Consider the following 25,493-nt stretch of genomic DNA (forward strand, 5'->3'; position numbering starts at 1 on the left):
GGAGGAAAAGACATGGAATTTCTGAACGCCTTTTCCCATCTCGACTGGGCGCAGGTCGCGCAATTGACCTGGCAGCACATCACCCTGGTCGGCATCGCCGTGACCCTGGCGATTCTGGTCGGCGTGCCGCTGGGCATCCTGATGACGCGCTTCCCGACGCTCGCCGGCCCCTTGCAAGCCAGCGCCACCGTGCTGCTGACCGTGCCGTCGATTGCCCTGTTCGGCCTGCTGCTGCCGTTCTACTCGAAGTTCGGCCAGGGCCTGGGCCCGATGCCGGCGATCACCGCCGTGTTTTTGTACTCGCTGCTGCCGATCATGCGTAACACCTACCTCGCCCTGACCGGTGTAGAACCCGGCATTCGCGAAGCCGCCCGCGGCATCGGCATGACCTTTGGCCAGCGCCTGCGCATGGTCGAACTGCCGATTGCCGTGCCGGTGATCCTCGCCGGTGTGCGCACCGCCGTGGTCATGAACATTGGCGTCATGACCATCGCCGCGACCATCGGCGCCGGTGGCCTCGGTGTACTTATTCTCGCTTCAATCAGCCGCAGCGACATGTCGATGCTGATCGTCGGCGCCGTGCTGGTCAGTCTCCTGGCCATCTTCGCCGACCTGCTTCTGCAATGGCTGCAACGCACGCTGACTCCAAAAGGACTCCTGAAATGATCGAACTTCAAAACCTCAGCAAGACCTTCCAAAGCAACGGCAAAGATGTGAAAGCCGTGGACTCGGTCAGCCTGACCGTCAATGAAGGCGAGATTTGCGTGTTCCTCGGGCCATCGGGCTGCGGCAAAAGCACCACGCTGAAAATGATCAATCGCCTGATCAAGCCGACCTCGGGCAAGATCCTGATCAACGGCGAAGACACCACCGACCTCGACGCCGTGACCCTGCGCCGCAACATCGGTTATGTGATCCAGCAGATCGGTCTGTTCCCGAACATGACCATCGAGGAAAACATCACCATCGTTCCGCGCCTGTTGGGCTGGGACAAGCAGAAATGCCATGACCGTGCCCGCGAATTGATGAGCATGATCAAGCTGGAACCCAAGCAGTACCTGAATCGCTACCCGCGCGAACTGTCCGGCGGGCAGCAGCAGCGGATCGGCGTGATTCGTGCGCTGGCGGCCGATGCGCCGCTGTTGTTGATGGATGAACCGTTCGGCGCGGTCGACCCGATCAACCGCGAGATGATCCAGAACGAATTCTTCGAGATGCAACGGGCGCTGAACAAGACGGTGATCATGGTCAGCCATGACATCGACGAAGCGATCAAGCTGGGCGACAAGATCGCGATCTTCCGCGCTGGCAAGCTGCTGCAGATCGACCATCCGGACACCTTGCTCGCGCACCCGGCGGACGATTTTGTCAGCAACTTCGTCGGCCAGGACAGCACGCTCAAGCGCCTGTTGCTGGTGAAGGCCGAAGACGCAGCGGACAACGCCCCGTCGGTGAGCCCGGAAACCCCGGTGGCGGATGCGCTGGAACTGATGGATGAACTGGACCGTCGTTACGTGGTGGTGACTGATGCCGAGAACAAGGCGCTCGGTTATGTACGACGTCGCGACCTGCACCGTCAGACCGGCACTTGCGCGCAATACCGGCGCGAGTTCAACGCCACCGCGGCGTACGACGAACATTTGCGCATCCTGCTGTCGCGCATGTACGAGTTCAACCGTTCGTGGCTGCCGGTGATGGATGCCGAGCGGGTGTTCCTCGGTGAAGTGACCCAGGAATCGATTGCCGAGTACCTGAGCTCCGGTAAGTCCCGTGGCGGCAAGACCAGCATTGTTTCGCCTGCCGAGGCTGCGGTCGCCTGACCTGACGCCTTCGCGGGCAAGCCCGCTCCCACAGTGGTTCCGCCGTATACAAAATTTGTGTACACCAGAAACCCTGTGGGAGCGGGCTTGCTCGCGAATGGGGCACCACAAATCCCGCCTGAAACACCTCAAATCTCCCTCCTACGGGAACATCACACTGTCATGCAGGTCCGTTACATCAGTAGATGTCCGGGACCGCACGACGGAAGCGTGCAATAACGCGACATTTTTTGTTGATCTCGAGCCCCTCACGCCCTAAAGTTCGCGCCGAACGTCCATGCTGGAAACGATCCATCCGGCTCAAGTACTGACGACGAGACAGCAAGGCCAAGGGTAAGCACCGCCTCCCGTGGCCTTTTTTGCTTTCGGCGACATGCCTTGGGAAGTAGGCGAACCAAAGTGGGGATACGGAGGACGTTCATTTGCACCCATTGTTAATTTCAGTTTGCCCTTAGGAGTCTCCAGCATGTCGATCAACGTCGAAGATTATTTCGAGCGCGCCACCTTTGACAAAATGAAGGCGTTCGCCGACAAGCAAGAAACCCCGTTCGTGGTGATCGACACCGCGATGATCAGCCAGGCCTACGATGACCTGCGCGCCGGTTTCGAATTCGCCAAAGTCTATTACGCGGTAAAAGCCAACCCGGCTGTCGAGATCATTGACCTGTTGAAAGACAAGGGGTCGAGCTTCGACATCGCCTCGATCTATGAGCTGGACAAGGTGATGGACCGCGGCGTCAGCGCCGACCGTATCAGCTACGGCAACACCATCAAGAAATCCAAAGACATCCGTTATTTCTACGAGAAAGGCGTGCGCCTGTTCTCCACCGACTCCGAAGCCGACCTGCGCAACATCGCCAAGGCCGCACCGGGCTCGAAAGTCTACGTGCGCATCCTCACCGAAGGCTCGACGACCGCCGACTGGCCTCTGTCGCGCAAATTCGGCTGCCAGACCGACATGGCGATGGACCTGCTGATCCTCGCCCGTGACCTGGGCCTGGTGCCTTACGGCATCTCGTTCCACGTCGGCTCGCAACAGCGCGACATCAGCGTCTGGGACGCGGCGATCGCCAAGGTCAAAGTGATCTTCGAGCGCTTGAAGGAAGAAGACGGCATCGTACTCAAGCTGATCAACATGGGCGGCGGCTTTCCGGCCAACTACATCACCCGCACCAACAGCCTGGAAACCTACGCCGAAGAAATCATCCGTTTCCTCAAGGAAGACTTCGGTGACGACCTGCCGGAAATCATCCTGGAACCGGGCCGTTCGCTGATCGCCAACGCCGGCATACTGGTCAGCGAAGTGGTGCTGGTTGCGCGTAAATCCCGTACCGCCGTCGAGCGATGGGTGTACACGGATGTGGGCAAATTCTCCGGCCTGATCGAAACCATGGACGAAGCCATCAAGTTCCCGATCTGGACCGAGAAGAAAGGCGAAATGGAAGAAGTGGTTATCGCCGGCCCGACCTGCGACAGCGCCGACATCATGTACGAAAACTACAAGTACGGTTTGCCGCTGAACCTGGCCATTGGTGATCGTATGTACTGGTTGTCGACCGGTGCCTACACCACCAGTTACAGCGCGGTTGAATTCAACGGCTTCCCGCCGCTGAAATCGTTCTACGTGTAAGCGCTCTACGCTGGAATCAAAAAGCCCATGACGCGTCATGGGCTTTTTTATATCTGGAATACACCGCCGCCCCTGTAGGAGCTGGCTTGCCAGCGAAGGCGTCTTCAGGGGCGGTGCAAGACTCAAGGCCGCCTTCGCCGGCAAGCCGGCTCCTACAGGGGGTGGTGTTCTTGCTCGAGTTCGGCGTGGCGCCGGGCATAGTCGATTGCAAGGGCGCGAATCTGCTGATCGGTTGCGTTCAACAAAGCTTTGCTCGCGACCCGCAAAAAATTCAGATTGCCGCCCGCCAGCGCCTTGCGCAACCAGACCAGCGCCTCTTCAATCTGGCCTTCATCCGCCAGCACAGCGGCGTAACTGAACTGTCCCCGAAAATCACCGCCGATCGCCGAGCGTCGATACCAATCGCGTGCGGTCTGCGGATCTGCCGGACACACCTGCCCTTCTTCCAGGTATCGTCCCAACAGGTTCATCGACTTCGCATGGCCCAGCTCGGCCGCGTGGCGATACAGGTTCAGCGCTTGCAGCGGATCCTCGACCACTCCGCGTCCGGTCGCGAGCAGGTTGGCGTAGTTGTACATCGCCCAATCCAGTCCGGCTTCGGCGGCGGCACGATAATGCTTCGCGGCAGTCGAGGCGTCGGCGCTGCAACCCCAGCCATGTTCATGACAACGGCCGAGCATGTTGCGCGCCATCAAGTGCCCACGCTGCGCGGCAATCTCGAACCAGCGCACGGCCAGTGGCTGATCCTGCTCGATGCCTTGGCCGTCCAGGAGGATCTGCCCCAACAGCGCCTGGGCATCAAGCACACCTTCGCGGGCGGCGATCAGAATCGCCTGGGCCGCGCGTGCAGGACTTTCCTCCAGCATGGCTTTCAGCCGGTCGCCATCGAGCACTTCCTCCCGTCGCAATTGATAACTCATGACCTACACCTCAACCCAGCGGCGCAGCAGGTTGTGGTAAGTGCCGGTCAGGCGGATCAGCGAAGGATGGTCGGGCATGTCTTGCGTCAACTGCTGGATCGCCCCGTCCATCTCGAACAGCAAGGCGCGCTGGCTGTCTTCGCGGACCAGGCTTTGGGTCCAGAAGAACGAGGCAAAACGCGTACCGCGGGTGACGGCATTGACCTTGTGCAGACTGGTGCCGGGGTACAGCACCATATCGCCGGCGGGCAGCTTGACCCGTTGGGTGCCGAAGGTGTCCTGGATTTCCAGCTCGCCGCCGTCATAGTCGTCGGGCTCGCTGAAAAACAGCGTCGCCGACAGATCGGTGCGTACCCGCTCGATGCTGTTCTTTGGCTGGCGCACGGCGTTGTCGACATGGAAGTCGAAACTGCCGCCGGCCGTATAACAGTTCAGTAAGGGCGGAAAGACCTTGTGCGGTAACGCGGCCGACATGAACAGCGGATTTTTCCACAGCCGCTCCAGCATCGCCGCGCCCACTTCCTTGGCCAGTGGGTGCCCTTCAGGCAGCTGCAGATTGTGCTTGGCTTTTGCTGACTGATAACCGGCAGTGATCTTGCCATCCGCCCAATCGGCCTGCTCCAGAGCCTCGCGGATGCGCCGCACTTCTTCTTTAGCGAACAGCCCGGGAATGTGCAGCAACATGGGGGAAACACCTGAAGGCAAAAGGATGGCAATGGTATTGATTCTTATTGCCTGTGTAAAACCCTGGCGACGAATGAAACATCAAAAACCGTAAGGTTAAATTGTAAAGAATGTAAATTCAGTGCGAATAGTAATGTTTCGCAATTGATACAAATACCTGTTTACCCTATATTCCGCGGCCTCAAATCCTTGGGGAGGGGAATGTTCATGTCACGCCAATACTCACAATTACCGGTCAGTTCACCGCGTTTGCTCGCGTCTGCAATTGGCGTGGCGATCACTGCCGGCTCTGCTGGCCATATGGTTTTCGCTGCTGAGAAGACCGACGAGAAAGCGCCGAACAATGCGATTTCCCTGGATGCTACCGCCATTACCGGCGAGGCTCAGGACGCGACGTCCTACCAGGTCGAGAAAGCCTCCTCGCCCAAGTACACCGCGCCGCTGATAGACACCCCGCGCTCGGTCACTGTCATCCCGCAACAAGTCCTCAAGGACACCGGCGCCCTCAACATGCAGGACGCGCTGCGCACCGTTCCAGGCATCACCTTTGGTGCCGGTGAAGGCGGTAACCCCCAGGGTGACCGTCCATTCATTCGTGGTTTCGATGCCCAGGGCGATACCTACCTGGACGGCGTGCGCGATACCGGTTCGCAGAGCCGCGAGATCTTCGCCGTCGAGTCGATCGAAGTCAGCAAGGGCCCGAACTCCGCCATTGGCGGCCGTGGCGCCGCCGGTGGCAGCATCAACCTGGTCAGCAAGAAAGCACACCTGGGCGACTCGCTCGACGGTGGTTTCACCTGGGGCTCGGACCAGACCCAGCGCTACACCTTCGACGGCAACTACCAGTTCACCGACACCGCCGCCGGCCGTCTGAACCTGATGAGCCACGAAAGCAACGTCGCCGGCCGGGACAAGGTCGATTACGACCGTTGGGGCATCGCGCCATCCCTGGCGTTCGGCCTGGGCACCGACACTCGGGTGAACCTCGATTACTACCACCTGGAAAGTAACGACACGCCGGATTCGGGCATTCCGTACACCATTCCAACCGGCCTTGCTGCCGCCCGCACCAAGTCCAACCCGGACAAGCCTTACGCCGGTGGCGACGACAGCAACTTCTACGGTCTGGACCGCGATTTCCGCAAGGGCCGCACCGACACCGCGACCTTCGCCATCGAGCACGACCTGAACGACGCGCTGACCGTCAAGAACACCCTGCGCCACGGCAGCAGCATGCAGGATTACATCCTGACCCAGCCGGACGACAGCAAAGGCAACGTCAACAACGGCAGCGTGTGGCGCCGGGCCAACACCCGTGTCAGCAACACCGAGACCACCACCAACCAGACCGACCTGTTTGGTGAGTTTTACATCGCCGGCTTCAAGAACAACTTCTCCACCGGTATCGAGTTGAGCCACGAGGACAGCGAAAAATCCTCGTACAACGTCAACACCGACACCACGCCTGGCACCCCCGCAGTGGCCACGACCAATTGCACCCCGGCCCTGATCGGCGCGCCAAGCGGTTACAACTGCACCTCGTTGTCCAGTCCGAACCCGAACGACCCGTGGAACGGTGCTATTTCGCGCAACTACGCCGGCACCGACACCTCCAGCACCACCCGCGCGCTGTACGTGTTCGACACCCTGGAGTTGTCCAAGCAGTGGCTGGTGAACATGGGTCTGCGTTACGACCATTTCGACACCAAGTACAAAACCTACACCGCGGCCGGCAACACCACGGCCAAGGGCGACGACACCAGCGAATTCGTCACCGGGCAGTTCGGCGTGATCTACAAGCCTGCTGAAAACGGCAGCATCTATGCCTCGTTCGCCACTTCCGCCACACCACCGGGCAACACCCTGGGTGAAGGTCAGGAAGGCAACCCGCTGAGCGGCACTCCGGATCGCAGCGGCAACCTGCTGAGCAGCGACATGGAGCCGGAAACCACCAAGAACTACGAGATCGGCACCAAGTGGGACCTGCTGAACGATCGTCTGTCCCTGACTGCCGATATCTTCCGCACCGAGAAAGACAACGCCCGGGTACAAGTCGACACCACGTCCTTTGAAAACGCCGGCAAAACCCGCGTTCAAGGTATCGAACTGTCGGCCACCGGCAAGATCACCGACAAATGGCAAGTCTTCGCCGGTTATGCCTACATGGACAGCGAGCAAATCGATGGTGGCGACCTGCCGGCAAACAAAGCCAACGACGGCAACCAACTGCCTAACACGCCGAAAAACAGCGCCAGCCTCTGGACGACCTACCAGGTCACGCCGAAGCTGACCGTCGGTGGCGGTGCGTTCTACGTCGACGACGTATTCGGCAGCGTGGCCAACACCACCATGGTCGATGACTATGTTCGCTACGACGCCATGGTGGCCTACAAGCTGACCAAAAACGTCGACCTGCAGCTGAACGTGCAAAACCTGACCGACGAAACCTACTACGACAAAGCGTTCTCGACCCACTTCGCCAACCAGGCGGCAGGCCGTACCGCGTTGCTGAGCACCAACTTCCACTTCTGATAGAAACCTGTAGGAGCGAGCTTGCTCGCGAAGGTCGTCAACGATGACGCGGGAAACCTGATACCTCGCGTCGTCCTCGAGTTTGTCGCGAGCAAGCTCGCTCCTACAGTATCGGCGCTGGACCAGGCCCCGTTCATCCAGATGAACGGGGCCTTTGTGCGTAAAAAAGAATGCTTCTCGACAACCCACGGCATAATGCGCGCCGTGATGATTATTTTCGAACGAACAAGGCGAGCGACGTGTTGAAGAAAACCCTGTTCCAGTTGCACTGGTTTTTCGGCATCAGCGCCGGGCTGGTCCTGGCCCTGATGGGCGTCACCGGGGCGACGGTATCGTTTCAGGATGAAATCCTGAGCGTGCTGAACCCGACTGTGTTGCAGGTCGAGAAGCAGGTCGCCGGCGTCCTGCCACCCGCCGAGCTGGTGGAAAAAATCGAAGGCGCCTCGGGCAAGAAAGTCGCGATGATCTGGGTCGAGACCGACAGCGGCAATGCCGCGCGGGTGTCCTTTACCCCGCCGCCGGGCGAACGCCGTGGCGAGATGCGCTACTTCAACCCGTACACCGCCGAATTCATGGGCGACGTCACCGGCCAGGACTTCTTCGGCTTCATGCTGCAACTGCACCGCTTCCTCGCCATGGGTGACACCGGCCGGCAGATCACCGGCGCCTGCACGCTGATCCTGGTGTTCTTCTGCCTGTCCGGCCTCTACCTGCGGTGGCCGCGCCAGTGGAACAGCTGGCGTGCCTGGCTGACCCTCGACTGGAAGAAAAAAGGTCGCAGCTTCAATTGGGATTTGCACTCGGTGGCGGGCACCTGGTGCCTGGTGTTTTACCTCCTGGCGGCGCTGACCGGGTTGTCCTGGTCCTATGAGTGGTACAACAAGGGCCTGACGCGGCTGCTGTCCGATTCGCCACAAAACGAGCGTGTCCGCGGCGGCCGTGGTCCTGCACCCGCCGGCCCGGCGCCTACCGCCGATTACGCCGCGATGTGGAGCAGCATCTACAGCGCCGCCGGCCCGGCCCTGAGTACCTACAACATTCGTATGCCGCCAGTGGCCGGGCAACCGGCCACCGTGTTCTACCTGTTGAACAGTTCACCCCATGACCGGGCACTGAACCAGATCAGCCTCGATCCGGCCACCGGCATCGTCAAACGCCATGACCGCTACAGCGACAAGAGCCTCAAGGCGCAGTTGCTGACCAGCATTTATGCGCTGCACGTCGGCAGCTACTTCGGCATTGTCGGGCGGATCATCCTGACGCTCAGCGCGCTGACCATGCCGCTGTTCTTTGTCACGGGCTGGTTGCTGTACCTCGATCGTCGACGCAAGAAAAAGCAGATCAAGGACGCCCGCAAAGGCCTCGCGCAATCGGACAGCCATGCGCCGGCCTGGTTGATCGGCTTCGCCAGCCAGAGCGGGTTTGCCGAGCAATTGGCGTGGCAGACCGCCGGGCAATTGCAGGCCGCCGGCCTGCCGGTGAAGGTTCAGCCACTGGCGCAGGTCAGCGAGCAGGATCTGCGCGATTCCAGCAACGCGCTGTTCGTGGTCAGCACCTTCGGCGACGGTGAAGCGCCGGACAGCGCCCGGGGCTTCGAACGCAACGTGCTGGGCCAGGCGCCGAGCCTGGAGCGCCTGAACTATGCGGTGCTCGGTCTCGGTGATCGGCAGTACCAACACTTCTGCGGTTTCGCCCGACGCTTGCACACCTGGCTGGGCGAGCACGGCGGCAAGACCCTGTTCGCCCCGGTGGAAGTCGACAGCGGCGACCCTTACGCCTTGCGTCACTGGCAGCAGCAACTCGGCCTGGTGACCGGACAGGCGCCCATGGACACCTGGCAAGCGCCCGGCTATGACCACTGGACCCTGATCCGCCGGGAGTTGCTCAACCCTGACAGCAGCGCTTCGGGTGTGTACCTGTTGGGCCTCGCCGCCCCCACCACCAGCAGCTGGCTGGCCGGGGACCTGGTGGAAGTGCTGCCGCGCAATTGCCCGTGGGCGATCGAGCACTTCCTCGATGGCCTGGGCATCGACGGTCGAGCCACGGTGACGCTCGATGACCTGTCGCAACCGCTGGAGCAAGCCCTGGCCAGCCGCCAGTTGCCCCAGAACCGGGCCCATCTGGTCGGTCTGCACGCGCAAGCGCTGGTGGACGCCCTGGTGCCGTTGGCCATGCGCGAATACTCCATCGCCTCGATTGCCGCCGATGGCGTACTGGAACTGATCGTGCGCCAGGAACTGCACCCCGACGGCACGCTCGGCATCGGCTCCGGCTGGCTGACCGAACACGTGCCGGTGGGCAGCACTATCAGCCTGCGGGTACGGCGCAACAGCGGTTTCCATCTGCCGACCGAGCCGGTGCCGATGATTTTGCTGGGCAACGGCACCGGGCTGGCCGGGCTGCGCAGCCTGCTCAAGGCGCGCATCGCCGATGGGCAGCAGCGTCATTGGCTGTTGTTCGGCGAGCGCAATCGCGAGCATGACTATCTGTGTCGCGATGAGCTGGAAGAATGGTTGATTTCGGGGGATCTGGAGCGGCTGGACCTGGCGTTCTCGCGGGATCAGGCCGAGAAGATCTACGTGCAGGATCGACTGCGCGAGTCAGCCGAAGAGTTGAAGAAATGGCTGGCGGATGGCGCAGTCATCTACATCTGCGGCAGCTTGCAGGGGATGGCTTCAGGAGTGGATCACGTGCTCAACGAAGTGCTTGGAATCGAAGCGGTCGACCGCCTGATCGAGGCAGGCCGTTACCGCCGCGACGTCTACTGACACCCCACAATCCCTGTGGGAGCGGGCTTGCTCGCGAATACGGTTTAACATTCAACAGAGATGTTGACTGACCCACCGCATTCGCGAGCAAGCCCCACATTGATCCGGTGTCGGCTTGCTGATACCTCTCAGACTGGCTGCAGCTTCTGCTCAAACACACTCACCCCATCCAGATCCCGCAACACCACGCTCATCTCCCCCGTCTGCCCATCGATATTCACCTCGCCAAAAAACTGAAACCCGGCAAAGGGTGAGGCGTTCTGCGTCGGTGGTGCCTTTTCGAACACCACTTCCGGGCCAAAGGTTTTATCCAGTGGATCAGGGCCGAAACTCCCCGCATTCAACGGTCCGGCGACAAACTCCCAGAACGGCTCGAAGTCCTGAAACGCCGCGCGATCCGGGTGGTAGTGATGGGCCGCGCAGTAATGCACGTCCGCCGTCAGCCAGACCACATTGCGCACCTGCTGTACGCGCAGAGAACCCAGCAGTTCGGCAATTTCCAGTTCGCGCCCCTGGGCCGGTCCCGGATCGCCATTGGCCACCGCTTCCCAGCGCGAGACCCCTGGGCTGACTTCACCGTCAGAGACACCGAGGCCGATCGGCATGTCGGCGGCGATGACTTTCCACTGGGCACTGGAGCCTTTCAGTTCACGCTTGAGCCAATCCAGTTGTTCACGTCCAAGGAAGGGTTTGGCGGCACCCAGATTATCGTCGTTCGCCCCCCGATAACTGCGCATGTCGAGTACGAACACATCGAGCAACGGGCCGTAACCGAGCTTGCGATAAATCCGCCCACCGCCATCGGCGCCCTGCAACCGCATCGGCGCATATTCCAGCCAGGCCTGGCGCCCGCGACTCACCAGGCTGTGGATATCTTTGTGGTTGTAGCGCTGGTCCAACTGCTTGCCCGGTGACCAGTTGTTCACCACTTCGTGGTCGTCCCACTGCCATATTTGCGGCACTTCGGCGTTGAAGCGACGGATGTTTTCATCCATCAGGTTGTAGCGGTAATTGCCGCGATAGTCGTCGAGGGTCTCGGCGACTTTGCTCTTGGCTTCGCTGGTGAGATTGCGCCACACGCGCCCACTCTCAGTCATCAGCTGCGCCGGCACCGGGCCGTCGGCGTAGATGGAGTCGCCGCTGTGGATAAAAAAGTCCGGCAGGCGCAAACGCATGGCTTCGTAGATGCGCATGCCGCCGATGTCCGGGTTGATGCCGAACCCCTGGCCGACGGTGTCGCCGCTCCAGACGAAGCGGATGTCGCGGCGGGCCTGAGGGACACTGCGCAGGTGACCGAACCAGGGTTCGCTGGCGACACCGCTTTGGGCGTCTTCAAAATACACGCGATAGAAAATCGCCTGATCGGCGGGCAGGCCGCTGAGTTCGACCCGGGCGGTGAAATCGGTGCGGGCATCGGCCAAGGACGAGACGAATCGACGGGGGTTGCTGAACAGGCTGCGGGTGTCCCACTCCACCACCATCCGCGCAGGACGGTCGCTGCGGCTCCAGACCATCGCCCGGTCGCCCAGCAGGTCGCCGGACTGCACGCCATCGGTGAGTTGCGGACGGTCCTTGACCGAGGCGATTACCGCTGGCGCCAGGCCAGGCAATAACAGGCCGGCGCCGACGGCTTGCATGACACGACGGCGACCGAGGTCGAATTCGCTCATGGGGTTCTCCCTTTAAAAGGAAAACTAAAGCATGGCCGTGTGACCCACACATGACACAAAAACCTGCCAACACCGCAGATCCCTTGTGGGAGCAAGCCTACTCGCGAAGGCGCCGTGTCAGTCAACATCCACTTCACTGACAGGCCGCCTTCGCGAGCAGGCTCGCTCCCACAAGGGTTAGGTGTCTGACCTGGATGATCGTTCCCACGCGTGGGAACGATCGAGCGACTACTGAGGGTCTAGATTATCCAGCGCCCGGTTAACCGCCAACTCACCGAGCATGATGACTTGAGCGATGCCCAGCAGGGTATTGCGATGCGTCCCCTCCAGAAACCCTGCCAGATCACTGGCCATGACATTGGCCGAGGCCAGCGACTCGCAAGCGTGGGCCAACAGGGTTTCAGTATCGAGTTCCGGGTTGATGGTGAACAGGGTGCTGGGTTTTCGCGGCGTGGCCATGATGTTGGCGGACGGATTGAGGTAGTAATCGAGCGCACGCTCGGCGGCATCGTTGGTTTTTTTTGAATCGAGGCTTTCGTGCGGGGACGCCGGATCGGTGTCCGGCGGATTAGGTGTTGGTTTGAACATAGATGAAACTCCTCCCATCATAAAAAGGAGCCATCACCTTTCGCTACCAAACGAAGGTGGCGGCCATGCGCAGGTTGGTAGACCGGGATGCGAGGAACCGGCGCGCACAAAGGCGCCCTGTGCATGACCACCATAAAAGCAGAGACGAAAAATCACTGCAAATTATGGAGCTGTGCACTTCGCAAACTCGGGCTACCAAACCCGATCGCTGTTTTTCAGCGACCGGGAAACGATAGAACCCAGGCCCAAGGCGCACAAGCCGGCGGATTCTGGCGTAGTTGTAGGCAACGACGCAACGTCGTGTAGCCCTCAGGACAACGGCATTTTGATGCAAAGCATCGCGGTTTTCGGCGCCAAGTGCCGGCCCACAGCCGAACCCAAGCAATTACCCTCCCTCTCCAGCAACAACATGAAATAGGAAATTTCAGCGCCGTATTTCGGAAACGTCCTACCGCCAGCGCCTGAGCGATCCGGGTAAGGTCGTGGCAAAACCCGGCTACACGCTGGGATTGTCCAAGGACGAACAAAGAAGCGCTGATGAAAAAGCTCGGTTTCCCGGAATCCCCGGACTTTCTGCCCGCCCCAACGCGACAACCCACCAGGGAGCAGATCCAAGCCTTCCAGGACGCCAGTGCAGCGGTATCCGCCAAGAACAAAAAGCATGCACTGGACGCCAATGCCCGTTGGGAGAGACATCAAAAAAAACAACAGGACGCCATCGACACAAAGCCCGATTCGCAGCTTAACGGTTGCGTATTCGCCAAAAGCTGCAACCTCCCTGATGGCGTCATCAACCACCAAAATTCGACCGGGTTCGTCCCGCTCGAAAGACTGGCCGACTACGGATTGTGGGCCGTGCTGGGCACAGGCGCAGCGATCACCGCCGAAGGCATACCGCTCAAATGGGTGGCCGGTTCGGCCACGGGCGGCGCCCTCGCCCAACGGCTCGGCGGTTCGCTTGCCCTCGCTCTGATAGGCTCGGTGGCGGCTGGCACCGCGCTCGGGACAGTGACGCTATTAATGCCGAACACCAGCCTTTCGCCCGATAGCGCCTTCTACAAGAAAGAGCAGTACGCGGAGCTCGATGCGGGACGAACCCGTGTGCGCATCAATGTGAAGACACTGCCCGATGGTTCCGTCAGCGCTTACGGCTTCTACACCGGCGGGAAAAAGGACTGGGAATTCGTCCCGGTCATCCAGGCAACAAAGCAAGGTGAAAAGTTTGTCGCCGATATCGGCAACGGCATCGGCCTGACCTGGACGCCAGCAGCGAATCCTGACGATGTACCGGGAATCCCAGCACTGGAAGGCGCCCCGCCACTGCCGACGATATGGGTGTACCCGCCCACCGAACAAGCCAACAAGATACTGGTAAACCCCGAGCATCCGCCCGAGTATCAGGATGCAATCATCTGGTTTCCTGCCGATGCGGGGCTTGAGCCAATCTACATCGTGCTCAGCGCCCGGTATGACTCCGGGGTCGTCACAGGTGTGGGCGAAGATGTGTCGGGGGTCTGGCTTGCAGGGGCTGGCACCGGCCTAGGCGCCCCAATTCCAACGCGGATTGCGGATCAGTTAAGAGGACAAACGTTTAGAGACTTCGACGCTTTCAGGGCTGCGTTTTGGCTTGAAGTTTCGAACGACGCGGTACTACGAGATCAATTCTGTCTAGATAATCAAAGGAAAATCTCCCAAGGCAAAGCCCCGATAGCAATCGAATCCGAGCATGCAGGAGACCGAATGAGATTTGAGATTCACCATATTGAACACATCAAGAACGGTGGTGAGGTTTACAACGTAGATAACCTTTCAGTCATGACGCCAACACTACATATTCAAACCCATAATGAGAGCAAGTGAATGGAATTGAAGAGCAAGCTATCCGACTACACAGAAGCTGAATTCATCGAGTTCATCAATGAAATCAAATTCGGTTCCAATGATGAAGCGCAAGAGGACAAGCTTATCTTTCACTTCAAAAAAGTTGTTGGTCATCCAGCAGGATCAGACTTGATCTTTTACCCAGAAAACAACGTTGAAAATTCAGCGAAAGAAATCATTCAGATTCTCAAAGAATGGCGTGAAGCTCAGGGCTTGCCGGGTTTCAGAAGCGAGTGACCTCAAGTGGCAATATTGGCCCGGGTTGAGCTGAATGAGGATCTGGCGAAGTACAGGTGCGGGTTCAGTAAACGGGACAGCCCCCCACGCTAGCCAGACAAAGTAGTTTTGCCGGCTGCTGAGTGAGCTTCAGCTCCGAGTCGTTTTCCGCCGAAGAGACCCAAAGCCCTGAAGGAGTATATATATCCATCACCAATTCACAGGTAAAGGCTCACAAGCCGGCGAATTCTGGCGTAGTTGTAGGCAACGACGCAACGTCGTTTAGCCCTCAGGACAGTGAACGGCTTGGCCCCTGCCGCACCCAAAATCGAACATGCCGGAAAACGAGTTGCCTTCGGGCTACACCACATAGAACTAATCAAGGATGGTGGCGCCGTATACGATGTTGACAATCTGCGAGCTGTCACACCAAGGCGTCATATCGACCTACACAGAAAGACTGAGTAATGGAAATTAAGAGCAATCTTTCCGACTACACCAAACAGGAATTCATAGCCCTGATTGGTGCTATCAACAATGCCGGGACAGAAGAAGACCGGGGGGAGTTGGTGGAACACTTCAACAAGATCGTGCCGCACCCTTCGGGTAGCGATTTGTTGTTCTATCCAGAGGAAGGAGCAGATGATTCGCCGAAGGGAGTAGTGCAGATAATCAATGACTACTGCATTTCCAAAAACTTGCCGGGTTTTAGGGACTGATCTTGAAAAAAAGAACTTCACTGATTACACCGAAACTGAGTTCATTCAACTCATGCAAAAAATTCGGGCCGCGAACAAGAATGCACCGGACGAGACTTTCGATCCTTTGTTAAACCATTTTTGCGAGATTACAGAGCATCCTGATGGAACTGACCTCATTTACTATCCTGAAGAAGGCGCGGACAGCTCAAATGAAGGTATTACACAGACTGTGAAGAATTGGCGAGCGACTCAGGGACTGCCGGGATTCAAAGGCGAGTAGCCATGACAGACACACTTCTGAAAAGGGTTGCGTGTTCGCCAAAAGCTGCAACCTCCCTGATGGCGTCATCAACCACCAAAATTCGACCGGGTTCGTCCCGCTCGAAAGACTGGCCGACTACGGATTGTGGGCCGTGCTGGGCACCGGCGCAGCGATCACCGCCGAAGGCATACCGCTCAAATGGGTGGCCGGCTCGGCCACGGGCGGCGCCCTCGCCCAACGGCTTGGCGGTTCGCTTGCCCTCGCTCTGACAGGCTCGGTGGCGGCTGGCACCGCAGTCGGGACAGTGGCGCTATTGATGCCGAACACCAGCCTTTCGCCCGATAGCGCCTTCTACAAGAAAGAGCAGTACGCGGAGCTCGATGCGGGACGAACCCGTGTACGCATCAACATGAAGACACTGCCCGATGGTTCCGTCAGCGCTTACGGCGTCTACACCGGAGGGAAAAAAGACTGGGAATTCGTCCCGGTCATCCAGGCAACAAAGCAAGGTGAAAAGTTTGTCGCCGACATCGGCAACGGCATCGGCCTGACCTGGACGCCAGCGGCTAATCCTGACGATGTACCGAGAATCCCAGCACTGGAAGGCGCCCCGCCACTGCCGACGATATGGGTGTACCCGCCCACCGAACAAGCCAACAAGATACTGGTAAACCCCGAGCATCCGCCCGAGTATCAGGATGCAATCATCTGGTTTCCTGCCGATGCGGGGCTTGAGCCAATCTACATCGTGCTCAGCGCCCGGTATGACTCCGGGGTCGTCACAGGTGTGGGCGAAGATGTGTCGGGGGTCTGGCTTGCAGGGGCTGGCACCGGCCTAGGCGCCCCAATTCCAACGCGGATTGCGGATCAGTTAAGAGGACAAACGTTTAGAGACTTCGACGCTTTCAGGAAGGCATTTTGGACTGCCATTGGAAACGATCCCGAGTTGCTCCGCCAGTTCAAAACCACCAACCAAAGCTTCGTATTAAGTGGCAACTCGCCGTTTGCACCGAAGTCCGAACAGAACGGGGGGAATGCTCGCTACGAAATACATCACATTGAGCGTATCCAGCATGGCGGCGCTGTTTTCGATATTGATAACCTTCGCGTAATGACGCCCAAACGACACGTTGAAATACACAAGGAAGATCGGCAAAAACCATGAAAAACAAACTCAGTGATTACACAGAAAACGAATTCGTGGCTTTGCTTCAGAGCATCATCAGCCACGATGGGACTGAGAATGAAGTAGACACTTTAGTGTTCCACTTTGAAAAGATCAGTGAGCATCCGGCTGGATCAGACCTAATTTTCTACCCAGAAGACGGTGCTGATGAATCAGCTGAAGGCATCACACAGACTGTGAAGAAATGGCGGGCAGCTCAGGGCTTACCTGGATTTAAAGAAAGATGAAGCATGAAATGTACACCAAGCAAGGAAAACATCTTGGAGAGTACGACCCGAAAACAGGAGAGCAAACCAAGCCTGCCAACCCGTCAAGGAAAGTAGAAAAATGAAGCATGTCATAGAGGTCTTCGACAGACAGACTGAGGAACTTCTCCTGAGTGTGGAAGTACCTAACAGCCGTCACCAAGAGCTAGCAAAACTAATGAATTGGCAAACACCGGAGGATGAGTTTGATGGCTACGACCTTTCTCCAGAACAAGTGCAAACACTTGAAACCTGGACCGGCAAGATACTGAGAGACGCGAACCATATCGTGCAGTTGGTGTGCATTGAGTAACGTGCTCCACCACCATCCGCGCAGGACGGTCGCTGCGGCTCCAGACCATCGCCCGGTCACCCAGCAAGTCGCCGGACTGCACGCCATCGGTGAGTTGCGGACGGTCCTTGACCGAGGCGATCACCGCTGGCGCAAGGCCGGGAAGCAACAGCCCGGCGCCGACGGCTTGCATGACACGACGGCGACCGAGGTCGAATTCGCTCATGGGGTTCTCCCTGAAAAAGGAAAACTTAAGCATGCGCGCATGACACTGGCGTGAAATGCGATCCCTGTAGTAGCTGGCTTGCCAGCGAAAGCGGCGGGACAGTCAATATTGATGTCGCCTGACACACCGCTTTCGCTGGCAAGCCAGCTCCTACACTGTATCGGCGTCGTTCACCGATTTCATGTTCGCCGAAGCCCCCCTGCAGGGGGTGTCAGGCGTTGACGGGTTCTATGGCCATCTCCACCACTTCCGGCCGCTTGAGCAGCGCATACGCCACCGCCGTCAGCAGACTCCCGGCCACAATCGCCAGCAGATACAACATGGCATGATTGATCGCATTCGGAATCGCCAGCACGAACAACCCGCCGTGGGGCGCCATCAGTTTGCAGCCGAAGTACATCGACAAGGCGCCGGTCAGCGCACCACCGGCAATGCTCGCCGGGATCACCCGCAACGGGTCTTTCGCGGCAAACGGAATCGCGCCTTCGGAGATAAAGCACAGCCCCAGCACCAACGCCGCTTTACCGGCCTCGCGTTCAGTCTGGGCGAACTTGCGCCGGGCGATGAAGGTGGCGATACCGAGACCGATCGGCGGCACCATGCCGGCGGCCATGGTCGCGGCCATCGGTGCATAACTCTGCGACGCCAGCAGTCCCACCGAGAAGGCATAAGCGGCTTTGTTGATCGGTCCGCCGAGGTCGACGCACATCATGCCGCCGAGCAACACACCGAGCAGGATCGCGTTGGTGGTGCCCATGCTGTCGAGGAAGTGCGTGAGTCCGGTGAGCATCCCGGCCACCGGTTTGCCGACCACGTAGATCATCACCAGGCCGGTGAACAGGCTCGCCAGCAACGGGATGATCAGGATCGGCTTCAGCGCTTCGAGACTTTGCGGCAAGCGCGCGTAGCGATTGATCGCCTGCGCCGCATAACCGGCGATGAAGCCGGCAATGATCCCGCCGATGAAACCGGCGCCCAGGGTGCTGGCCAGCAGACCGCCGATCATCCCCGGTGCCAGGCCCGGACGGTCGGCGATCGAGTAGGCGATGTAACCCGCCAGCAATGGCACCATCAGCTTGAACGCGGTCTCGCCCCCGATCTGCATCAGGGCGGCCGCGAGCGTGCCCTCCTCCTTGAACGCGGTGATGCCGAACACGAACGACAAGGCAATCATCAGGCCGCCCGCCACCACCATCGGCAGCATGAACGACACCCCGGTCAGCAGGTGTTTATAGACGCCGGTCTTCTCTTGCTTGGCCGGGCCTTTGCCGCCGGTGGCAGCCGTTTCCTGCGTGCCTTCAGCCAGCGCCTTGTTCAGCGTCGCTTCGGCTTGCTTGAGCGCAATGCCGGTGCCGCACCGGTAAATCTTCTTGCCGGCGAACCGCTCGGTGGCGACTTCGATGTCCGCCGCCAGCAACACCACATCGGCATCGGCAATGGCGGCGGCGCTCAACGGATTGCGCGCGCCGACCGAGCCCTGGGTTTCCACTTGCAGGTCGTAACCCAGGCGCTTGGCTGCCTGCTGCAAGGCTTCGGCAGCCATGAAGGTGTGGGCGACGCCGGTCGGGCAGGCGGTCACTGCGACCAGCCGCGGGGCGTTTTTGATCACAGCCGCAGGCTCGGTGACCGTTTGCGGGGCGACGTATACCCGGGCTTCTTCAGCACCCCGGCGCAGCACCGCTTCGACATCTTGCAGGGCCTGGGCCGGCGTGCTCTGGAACACCCGCTTGCCGACGAATCGCGACAGGTCCACCGGTGCGCTGGTCACCAACAGTACCCACTCGGCGGCTTCGATCGTGGCCGCCGACAATTGACGCTCCGGATGCGCGGCATCGGTGACTTCGACGCTGGTGCTCCAGCCCTGACGCTGGGCTGCGGCATCGAGCAACCGCGCGCACAGCACACTGGTGACCATGCCGTTCGGGCAGGCCGTAACAATGGCTAACTTCATGACTAACCCTCTTATTGTTCTGTCAGGGGGCGTATGCGCACACCCTGTTCGAGCCGCGCCAATTGCGCGACGTCGCCGATGCCGAAACCGATCTGGGTGACCGCCATCGCGGCAATCGCCGTGGCGGTGCGCAGGGTCTGTTCAGGCGTGTCGGCGCTGAGCAGACCGTGAAGCATGCCGGCCAGTAGCGAATCGCCCGCACCCACGGTGCTGGCGACGCTGACCTTGGGCGGCGTGGCATGCAAGGCCGAACCGACACTGAACCAGTTCACCCCGTCGGCACCGTGGGAAATCACCACGTGTTCGATGCCTTGAGCGTGCAAGCGGCTCGCGGCCTCGGCCTGGGCAGTGACCGAAACCACCTCGCAACCGAGCACGTCGGCCAGCTCTTCGGTGTTGGGCTTGATCAGCCACGGCGCGGCCTTGAGCCCGGCACGCAAGGCTGCACCGCTGGAGTCCAGCGCCACGTTCAGCCCGAGGCTCTTCAACCGCACAATCAACGCCTGCAGCCATTCGGGGCTGATGCCTTGGGGCAGACTGCCGGCAACGACGACCGCATCATGACCGGGCGCCAGTTGCTCCAGGCGATCGAGCAACGCCTGCTGCGCCGCTTCACTGACCAGGGGTCCGGGACCATTGATGTCGGTAATGCGTCCATCGCTTTCCGCCAGTTTGATGTTGCTGCGCGTTTCGCCGGGGACGCGAATGAACGCGTCGATAAAACCGCGCTTGGCGAACAGTGCTTCGAACGCCTGGGGATTATCTTCGCCGAGAAAACCGCTGACCGTGAGCTGATGCCCAAGGTCCGCCAGCACCTGCGCCACGTTCACCCCTTTGCCGGCGGCGTGGGTGTGCATCTCGTCGCTGCGGTTGACCTGTCCGGGGTCCAGGCGCGGCAACTGGACGGTGAGGTCCAGTGCCGGATTAAGGGTCAGGGTCAAGATCTTGGCCATTACAGGGCCTCCACTAATGCGCGCACTTCATTCGCGCTGCCCACGGCCAGGGCCTGTTGGACAAGGGTTTGAGTCTGGGCCAGGCTGAGTTCGCGGATGCGCGCCTTGACCTCGGCAATGCTGCGGCCCGACACGCTGAGCTCATCCACCCCCAATCCGACCAGCACCGGCACCGCCAGCGGGTCGGCCGCCAACTCGCCGCACACGCCGACCCACTTGCCATGGGCATGAGCCGCCCGCACGGTGATGTCGATCAGTTGCAGCACCGCCGGGTGCAAGCCGTCAGCCTGGGCCGACAAGGTTGGATGGCCGCGGTCGATGGCCAGGGTGTATTGGGTCAGGTCGTTGGTGCCGACGCTGAAGAAGTCGACTTCCTTGGCCAGTACCGGCGCCAGCAAAGCCGCCGACGGCACTTCGATCATGATCCCCAATTGCAGATCGGCCACGGGGATTTCCAGGCGCAGGCGTTCGGTCATGTCCCGGGCCTGACGCCACTCATCGACGCTACCGACCATGGGAAACATGATGCGCAGCGGACGGTTATCCGCCGCACGGAGCAAGGCGCGCAATTGCGCCTCCATGATGTGCGGGCGTTGCAGGGTCAGGCGAATGCCGCGCACACCGAGGAACGGGTTTTCCTCTTTGGCGATCGGCCAATACGGCAGCGGTTTGTCGCCACCGACATCGAGGGTGCGCACCACCAGCGGCCGACCGGCCAGGCCATCGAGCACGCGACGGTATTCGACTTCCTGGGTGGCCTCGTCCGGCGCTTGCGAGTGGGCCATGAAAATCAGTTCGGTGCGCAGCAGGCCAATGCCTTCGGCGCCCTGCTCCACCGCGCTGGTGACGCCGGCGCTTTCGCCGATGTTGGCGAACACTTCCACGGCGTGGCCGTCGGTGGTCAATGCCGGTTGATGGCGTTGTTCGGCGGCGGCCTTGAGGCGTTGCTCGCGGGTGTCACGTTCTTCGGTGGCGCGCTGCAAGGTGGCCGCGTCGGCGTCCACGTGCAGGCGACCGCGTTGGCCATCGAGCAGCAACGGCGTGCCCGGCGCCAGCAGCAATACCGCCGCACCCGCGCCCACCAACGCTGGAATACCCAGGGCCCGGGCGACGATGGCGCTGTGAGCGGTGGCACCGCCACGGGCAGTGAGAATGCCGGCGACGCGAGTCGGGTCGAGACGGGCAACGTCCGACGGGCCGACTTCATCCATCACCAGAATGTACGGCTGCTCGGGCTCGCTCGGGGTTTCGACACCACAGAGTTGCGCCAGCACCCGCCGACCGATATCGCGCAAGTCGGCGGCACGTTCGGCGAGCAAGGCGTCCTGCAACGACTCCTGCTGTTTGGCAGCCGCTTCAATCACCGCCATCCACGCCGCTTCGGCGCTTTCCCCTTGCTTGAGGCGGGTGGCGACTTCATCGGTCAATTCCGGGTCGTCGAGCATTTCCTGGTGGGTGATGAAGATCTCGCGAATCGCCTTGGATTTGCTGCGCTCGATCAGTCCTTCGATGTCGCGACGCACCTGCGCCAGCGCCTGCTGGAGACGCTCGCGCTCGATGGCGGCGGACTCACCGCGCAGCGGGTATTCAATGGCTTGCAGCACTTGAATGTGCGCCGGGCCAATCGCGATGCCCGGTGCGGCGGCGATGGCCTGAACCAGACTGCCGGACGCTGGCGCAAGGATTACCTCGGCCACATCGGCGATCACTTCGCGCTGTTGGCTCACGGCTGGCAGCGGCTCGACTTCTTCACCGAGGCCTTCTTCGATGGCGGCCATCAAGGCTGGCAAGGCATCGGCGGCGATGCTCGGTTCGGCGACAAACTCCAGCACCTGACCGCGCCGGGCGCCGAGGCTGAGCAGCTTGCTCAAGCTCTTCACCGACACCGCGCTGTCCTGGCCATCGACGATGCGCACACGAATTTCGCCTTCGAAACTTTTCGCCAGTTGCGCGAGGATTTTTGCCGGACGCGCATGCAGTCCGTGGGCATTGGCCAGGGCGATACGCGCGCTCGGCCAGTCCGCCGGCAGTTCGCCACCGAGTACTTCGAGGACCTTGCGGCTGCTGGTGGCGCGACCCAACTCATGGCCACGACCTTCGATCAACAATGCACACAGCCGCTCCAGCAACGCCTGATGGGCTTCACCAAGGCTGGCCAGGCAGAACAGACCGCTCAATGGCTGGCCGAGATAACGCATCGGCTTGTCCGGGGTGACGAAGGCCAGGCCCGGACGCTTGACCGTTTGCTCACTGTGCAACCACCACAGGCCGTCGCCCAGCGGCAACGCTTCGACCTGCTGCAGCACCGCGGAGAAACCGTTGCTCACGCAGTCGGCCTGACGCAATAAACGCGCACCGCGCCAGACCAGCTCTTCGAAATCATCGGCAGACACACCGAGGCCGATCATCTGTGCATCCAGCGCCAGCTCCTGCGGCGCGCCTTGCAGCAGCTTCAGCAAGGCTTCGGCGGAACTGGCGCGGCGCAGGGCCTGGCCCAGGTCGGTCTCGCCAAGCGCTCGGGTCAGCAGTTGCAGCAGGCGCAGGTGTTCGTCGGATTTGGCCGCAATACCGATCGCCAGGTAGACGATCTGACCGTCGCCCCAATCCACGCCCTCGGGAAACTGCATGAGCCGCACCCCGGTGGAAAACACCTGGTCGCGGGTTTCCGGAGTACCGTGGGGGATCGCAATACCTTGACCGAGAAAGGTCGAGCCCTGGGCTTCGCGCGCCTGCAAGCCGGCGAGATACCCCTCGGCCACCAGGCCATCGGCGACCAGGTGCCGGGCCAGCAGGTTCAACGCCGTGGACTTGTCCACAGCCGATTGGCCCATGGAAATCTGCTCTATGGTGAGCTCGAGCATGCTTTCTCCTTTTTGGTGCCTGGGCACCAGGTATTGTTGTGAATGTTCAGCTTAGGCGCTGGGTACGAGCTTTTCAGAAGCCATTTGGCAGTTTCGCGGCAGAACCGGACAAATGCGCCTTAAACGTAGAAAATACGCCTGCTGAAACGTTTAATCTAGATTGATTGGCACGTTACTCGATAATGTCTCATCCTTGAAGCCCAACTTGTCGGATGCGTTGAGACAAGGGTCGCCTGCCTGAATCGGGTAGGATTGGCGAAAATGTCGCGGCACGCTCGAAAAAACAAGGAAATCCCGGGTTGAAACTCAGTGATATTGCACAGTTGGCCGGTGTGTCCGTTACCACCGCCAGTTATGTCATCAATGGCAAGGCCGAACAGCAACGCATCAGCAGTGCCACCGTCGAACGCGTGCGCGCGGTCGTCGAACAACATGGCTTCACGCCCAACCCCCAGGCCGCCGGACTGCGCAGTCGGCACACCCGCACCCTGGGCTTCATTCTGCCGGACCTGGAAAACCCCAGTTACGCGCGGATCGCCAAACTGCTGGAACAAGGCGCCCGGGCGCGCGGCTATCAATTGTTGATCGCCAGCTCCGACGATGCGCCGGACAGCGAACGGCAGTTGCTGCAACTGTTCCGCGCCCGACGCTGCGATGCACTGATCGTCGCCAGCTGCCTGCCGGCCGGTGATGACAGTTACCGTCAGTTGCAAGCCAAGGGCATTCCGATCATCGCCATCGACCGGGTGATGGAGCCTGAGCATTTCTGCTCGGTGATCAGCGATGACCGCGAGGCCAGCCTGCAGCTCACGCGCAGTCTGCTTGAGCCGTTGCCCAAGCAGATCGCGCTGATCGGCGCCCGCCCGGAACTGAGCATCAGCCAGGAGCGTGCGGCCGGTTTCAAACAGGCGTTGGCCGGGTTTGACGGCGACATCCTGATCGAACACGGCGAATCGTTCAGCCGCGAGTGCGGCAAACAGTTGATGGACGAATTGCTCCAGCGCCTGGGCCATTTACCGGATGCGCTGGTGACCACGTCCTATGTGCTGCTGCAGGGCGTGTTCGATGCCTTGCACGATTTCCCGCTGAAATCCCGCCCGCTGCGCCTCGGCACCTTTGGCGACACGCAGTTGCTGGACTTCCTGCCATTGCCGGTCAATGCCATGGCCCAACAGCATCAACTGATTGCCGACAAGGCCCTGGCGCTGGCGCTGGCCGCCATCGAGCAGTCCGACTACCAACCCGGCGTGCAGGCCATCGCGCGGACCTTCAAGCAGCGCATTCGCCAGGACTGAATCGTGGAGCTGATCGACAGCCACACTCATCTGGATTTCCCGGACTTCGACGAGGACCGCCAGGCGCTGCTGGCCGAAAGCCGCGCCCTGGGGGTGCGGCGGATGGTGGTGCTGGGCGTGTATCAGGGCAACTGGCAGCGGGTCTGGGCGCTGGTGCAAAGCGATCCCGACCTGCATGCGGCGTTCGGTTTGCACCCGGTGTATCTGGATGACCATCGCCCTGAAGACCTGAAAACACTCGGCGACTGGCTGACGCGGTTGGCCGGTCATCGACAGGTGTGTGCAGTGGGCGAGATCGGCCTGGATTACTTCATCGAGACCCTCGATCGCGAACGTCAGCAGGGGTTGTTCGAGGCGCAGCTTGGGCTGGCAAATGACTTCAATCTGCCCGCGCTGATCCATGTCCGGCGCAGCCACGCGGCGGTGATTGCCACGCTCAAACGGTTCAAGTTGCAACGCGCGGGGATCATCCACGCTTTCGCTGGCAGCAAGGAAGAGGCCCGCGAGTACATCAAGCTCGGTTTCAAACTCGGTCTCGGTGGCGCCGCGACCTGGCCACAGGCACTGCGCATGCACCGGGTCCTTGCCGAACTGCCGCTGGATTCGGTGGTACTGGAAACCGACTCACCGGACATGGCGCCCGCGATGTTTCCCGGGCAACGCAACAGCCCCGCGCATTTGCCGGCGATCTGCGAGGCGCTGGCGGGGATCATGGCGGTCAGCCCCGAACAACTGGCGGCTGCGAGCACCGCCAATGCCTGTGAGTTGTTCAACTGGTAACTCAGTTGTGCACACAATCCCTTGTGGGAGCG

At 60.4% G+C, this 25,493-nt stretch carries 21 protein-coding genes and 2 pseudogenes; 15 read left to right on the plus strand and 8 right to left on the minus strand.

Annotated elements, in window-relative coordinates; genetic code table 11:
* Positions 1-12 precede the first annotated feature (12 nt).
* From ELQ88_RS29920 to ELQ88_RS29930, 3 genes are all read left to right on the plus strand, one after another.
* Positions 13-666 carry an ABC transporter permease gene (locus tag ELQ88_RS29920; protein WP_064679765.1) on the plus strand — a complete coding sequence of 218 codons (654 nt, stop codon included), beginning with the start codon at positions 13-15 and terminating at the stop codon, positions 664-666.
* Entirely contained in the window at positions 663-1,820 is a 1,158-nt protein-coding gene (locus ELQ88_RS29925; RefSeq protein ID WP_138969111.1) for an ABC transporter ATP-binding protein, read from the plus strand. The genes ELQ88_RS29920 and ELQ88_RS29925 overlap by 4 nt, the downstream gene beginning before the upstream one ends.
* Before the next feature lie 466 nt (positions 1,821-2,286).
* The gene (locus ELQ88_RS29930; RefSeq protein WP_064679767.1) at positions 2,287-3,450 is read left to right on the plus strand and encodes a type III PLP-dependent enzyme; all 1,164 of its coding nucleotides are present in this window, start codon (positions 2,287-2,289) and stop codon (positions 3,448-3,450) included.
* 152 nt (positions 3,451-3,602) lie between these two features.
* Here ELQ88_RS29930 and ELQ88_RS29935 read toward each other — a convergent pair whose 3' ends face one another.
* Both ELQ88_RS29935 and ELQ88_RS29940 read right to left on the minus strand, forming a co-directional pair.
* A complete protein-coding gene (locus tag ELQ88_RS29935) occupies positions 3,603-4,370 on the minus strand; it encodes a tetratricopeptide repeat protein (protein WP_138969112.1) in 768 nt (255 codons plus the stop codon).
* A gap of 3 nt (positions 4,371-4,373) precedes the next feature.
* Positions 4,374-5,054 (minus strand): Fe2+-dependent dioxygenase, encoded by a 681-nt coding sequence (locus ELQ88_RS29940; protein WP_138969113.1) that lies wholly within the window; start codon positions 5,052-5,054, stop codon positions 4,374-4,376.
* Positions 5,055-5,261: 207 nt separating this feature from the next.
* Between ELQ88_RS29940 and ELQ88_RS29945 the strand changes: the two genes are divergently transcribed.
* Positions 5,262-7,586 carry a TonB-dependent siderophore receptor gene (locus ELQ88_RS29945; RefSeq protein WP_138969114.1) on the plus strand — a complete coding sequence of 775 codons (2,325 nt, stop codon included), beginning with the start codon at positions 5,262-5,264 and terminating at the stop codon, positions 7,584-7,586.
* A gap of 239 nt (positions 7,587-7,825) precedes the next feature.
* On the plus strand, positions 7,826-10,354 hold the full coding sequence (locus ELQ88_RS29955; protein ID WP_138969116.1) for a sulfite reductase flavoprotein subunit alpha: 2,529 nt from the start codon (positions 7,826-7,828) through the stop codon (positions 10,352-10,354).
* A 128-nt stretch (positions 10,355-10,482) separates the two neighbouring features.
* Here the strand turns inward: ELQ88_RS29955 and ELQ88_RS29965 are convergent, their stop codons facing one another.
* Both ELQ88_RS29965 and ELQ88_RS29970 read right to left on the minus strand, forming a co-directional pair.
* Positions 10,483-12,024: an alkaline phosphatase D family protein gene (locus ELQ88_RS29965; protein ID WP_138969117.1), complete on the minus strand. Its 1,542-nt coding sequence runs from the start codon at positions 12,022-12,024 to the stop codon at positions 10,483-10,485.
* Positions 12,025-12,252: 228 nt separating this feature from the next.
* Positions 12,253-12,612: a DUF6124 family protein gene (locus ELQ88_RS29970; protein WP_138969118.1), complete on the minus strand. Its 360-nt coding sequence runs from the start codon at positions 12,610-12,612 to the stop codon at positions 12,253-12,255.
* A 537-nt stretch (positions 12,613-13,149) separates the two neighbouring features.
* On the opposite strand from ELQ88_RS29970, the gene ELQ88_RS29975 reads away from it, so the two are divergent.
* From ELQ88_RS29975 to ELQ88_RS30010, 8 genes and pseudogenes are all read left to right on the plus strand, one after another.
* Positions 13,150-14,472 carry an S-type pyocin domain-containing protein gene (locus tag ELQ88_RS29975; RefSeq protein WP_138969119.1) on the plus strand — a complete coding sequence of 441 codons (1,323 nt, stop codon included), beginning with the start codon at positions 13,150-13,152 and terminating at the stop codon, positions 14,470-14,472.
* Positions 14,473-14,730 (plus strand): bacteriocin immunity protein, encoded by a 258-nt coding sequence (locus ELQ88_RS29980; protein ID WP_138969120.1) that lies wholly within the window; start codon positions 14,473-14,475, stop codon positions 14,728-14,730.
* A 276-nt stretch (positions 14,731-15,006) separates the two neighbouring features.
* Positions 15,007-15,177, plus strand: a complete 171-nt coding sequence (locus ELQ88_RS35080) for an HNH endonuclease (protein WP_138969121.1) — start codon at positions 15,007-15,009, stop codon at positions 15,175-15,177.
* Positions 15,177-15,428 carry a bacteriocin immunity protein gene (locus tag ELQ88_RS29990; protein WP_138969122.1) on the plus strand — a complete coding sequence of 84 codons (252 nt, stop codon included), beginning with the start codon at positions 15,177-15,179 and terminating at the stop codon, positions 15,426-15,428. The genes ELQ88_RS35080 and ELQ88_RS29990 overlap by 1 nt, the downstream gene beginning before the upstream one ends.
* Positions 15,385-15,690 (plus strand): bacteriocin immunity protein, encoded by a 306-nt coding sequence (locus ELQ88_RS29995; protein ID WP_138969123.1) that lies wholly within the window; start codon positions 15,385-15,387, stop codon positions 15,688-15,690. The genes ELQ88_RS29990 and ELQ88_RS29995 overlap by 44 nt, the downstream gene beginning before the upstream one ends.
* A 25-nt stretch (positions 15,691-15,715) precedes the next feature.
* Positions 15,716-16,837, plus strand: a pseudogene (locus ELQ88_RS30000) (S-type pyocin domain-containing protein); the annotation flags it as partial.
* Complete coding sequence (locus ELQ88_RS30005) at positions 16,834-17,085, plus strand: bacteriocin immunity protein (RefSeq protein ID WP_138969125.1); 252 nt, start codon at positions 16,834-16,836, stop codon at positions 17,083-17,085. The pseudogene ELQ88_RS30000 and the gene ELQ88_RS30005, both read left to right, overlap by 4 nt.
* Positions 17,086-17,093: 8 nt before the next feature.
* Positions 17,094-17,189 (plus strand): colicin E3/pyocin S6 family cytotoxin, encoded by a 96-nt coding sequence (locus ELQ88_RS30010; protein ID WP_228761577.1) that lies wholly within the window; start codon positions 17,094-17,096, stop codon positions 17,187-17,189.
* A 231-nt stretch (positions 17,190-17,420) separates the two neighbouring features.
* Here ELQ88_RS30010 and ELQ88_RS30020 read toward each other — a convergent pair.
* The 4 genes and pseudogenes from ELQ88_RS30020 to ptsP form a co-directional block, all read right to left on the minus strand.
* A pseudogene (locus tag ELQ88_RS30020) lies at positions 17,421-17,621 on the minus strand (alkaline phosphatase); the annotation flags it as partial.
* Positions 17,622-17,832: 211 nt separating this feature from the next.
* The gene (locus ELQ88_RS30025; RefSeq protein WP_138969128.1) at positions 17,833-19,572 is read right to left on the minus strand and encodes a PTS fructose-like transporter subunit IIB; all 1,740 of its coding nucleotides are present in this window, start codon (positions 19,570-19,572) and stop codon (positions 17,833-17,835) included.
* An 11-nt stretch (positions 19,573-19,583) separates the two neighbouring features.
* Positions 19,584-20,525 carry a 1-phosphofructokinase gene (gene pfkB, locus ELQ88_RS30030; RefSeq protein ID WP_138969129.1) on the minus strand — a complete coding sequence of 314 codons (942 nt, stop codon included), beginning with the start codon at positions 20,523-20,525 and terminating at the stop codon, positions 19,584-19,586.
* A complete protein-coding gene (gene ptsP, locus ELQ88_RS30035; protein WP_138969130.1) occupies positions 20,525-23,386 on the minus strand; it encodes a phosphoenolpyruvate--protein phosphotransferase in 2,862 nt (953 codons plus the stop codon). The genes pfkB and ptsP overlap by 1 nt, the downstream gene beginning before the upstream one ends.
* Positions 23,387-23,685: 299 nt before the next feature.
* Between ptsP and cra the strand changes: the two genes are divergently transcribed.
* Both cra and ELQ88_RS30045 read left to right on the plus strand, forming a co-directional pair.
* On the plus strand, positions 23,686-24,681 hold the full coding sequence (gene cra, locus ELQ88_RS30040) for a catabolite repressor/activator (protein ID WP_128871932.1): 996 nt from the start codon (positions 23,686-23,688) through the stop codon (positions 24,679-24,681).
* A 3-nt stretch (positions 24,682-24,684) separates the two neighbouring features.
* Positions 24,685-25,461 carry a TatD family hydrolase gene (locus ELQ88_RS30045; RefSeq protein ID WP_128871931.1) on the plus strand — a complete coding sequence of 259 codons (777 nt, stop codon included), beginning with the start codon at positions 24,685-24,687 and terminating at the stop codon, positions 25,459-25,461.
* Positions 25,462-25,493: the final 32 nt, after the last annotated feature.

This window comes from Pseudomonas sp. MPC6, from assembly GCF_006094435.1.
In the GTDB taxonomy this organism is placed as follows: domain Bacteria; phylum Pseudomonadota; class Gammaproteobacteria; order Pseudomonadales; family Pseudomonadaceae; genus Aquipseudomonas.

Excerpts from the sequence above, each read along its gene's own strand:
- ELQ88_RS29945 (WP_138969114.1), top strand. The coding sequence starts at position 5,262 with ATGTCACGCCAATACTCACAATTACCGGTCAGTTCACCGCGTTTGCTC.
- ELQ88_RS30025 (WP_138969128.1), bottom strand. The coding sequence starts at position 19,572 with ATGAAGTTAGCCATTGTTACGGCCTGCCCGAACGGCATGGTCACCAGT.
- ELQ88_RS29935 (WP_138969112.1), bottom strand. The coding sequence starts at position 4,370 with ATGAGTTATCAATTGCGACGGGAGGAAGTGCTCGATGGCGACCGGCTG.
- ELQ88_RS29980 (WP_138969120.1), top strand. The coding sequence starts at position 14,473 with ATGGAATTGAAGAGCAAGCTATCCGACTACACAGAAGCTGAATTCATC.
- ELQ88_RS29975 (WP_138969119.1), top strand. The coding sequence starts at position 13,150 with ATGAAAAAGCTCGGTTTCCCGGAATCCCCGGACTTTCTGCCCGCCCCA.
- ptsP (WP_138969130.1), bottom strand. The coding sequence starts at position 23,386 with ATGCTCGAGCTCACCATAGAGCAGATTTCCATGGGCCAATCGGCTGTG.
- ELQ88_RS29940 (WP_138969113.1), bottom strand. The coding sequence starts at position 5,054 with ATGTTGCTGCACATTCCCGGGCTGTTCGCTAAAGAAGAAGTGCGGCGC.
- ELQ88_RS29970 (WP_138969118.1), bottom strand. The coding sequence starts at position 12,612 with ATGTTCAAACCAACACCTAATCCGCCGGACACCGATCCGGCGTCCCCG.
- ELQ88_RS29930 (WP_064679767.1), top strand. The coding sequence starts at position 2,287 with ATGTCGATCAACGTCGAAGATTATTTCGAGCGCGCCACCTTTGACAAA.
- ELQ88_RS29995 (WP_138969123.1), top strand. The coding sequence starts at position 15,385 with ATGACTACTGCATTTCCAAAAACTTGCCGGGTTTTAGGGACTGATCTT.
- ELQ88_RS29965 (WP_138969117.1), bottom strand. The coding sequence starts at position 12,024 with ATGAGCGAATTCGACCTCGGTCGCCGTCGTGTCATGCAAGCCGTCGGC.
- ELQ88_RS30010 (WP_228761577.1), top strand. The coding sequence starts at position 17,094 with ATGTACACCAAGCAAGGAAAACATCTTGGAGAGTACGACCCGAAAACA.
- pfkB (WP_138969129.1), bottom strand. The coding sequence starts at position 20,525 with ATGGCCAAGATCTTGACCCTGACCCTTAATCCGGCACTGGACCTCACC.
- ELQ88_RS29990 (WP_138969122.1), top strand. The coding sequence starts at position 15,177 with ATGGAAATTAAGAGCAATCTTTCCGACTACACCAAACAGGAATTCATA.
- ELQ88_RS29920 (WP_064679765.1), top strand. The coding sequence starts at position 13 with ATGGAATTTCTGAACGCCTTTTCCCATCTCGACTGGGCGCAGGTCGCG.
- ELQ88_RS30005 (WP_138969125.1), top strand. The coding sequence starts at position 16,834 with ATGAAAAACAAACTCAGTGATTACACAGAAAACGAATTCGTGGCTTTG.
- ELQ88_RS29925 (WP_138969111.1), top strand. The coding sequence starts at position 663 with ATGATCGAACTTCAAAACCTCAGCAAGACCTTCCAAAGCAACGGCAAA.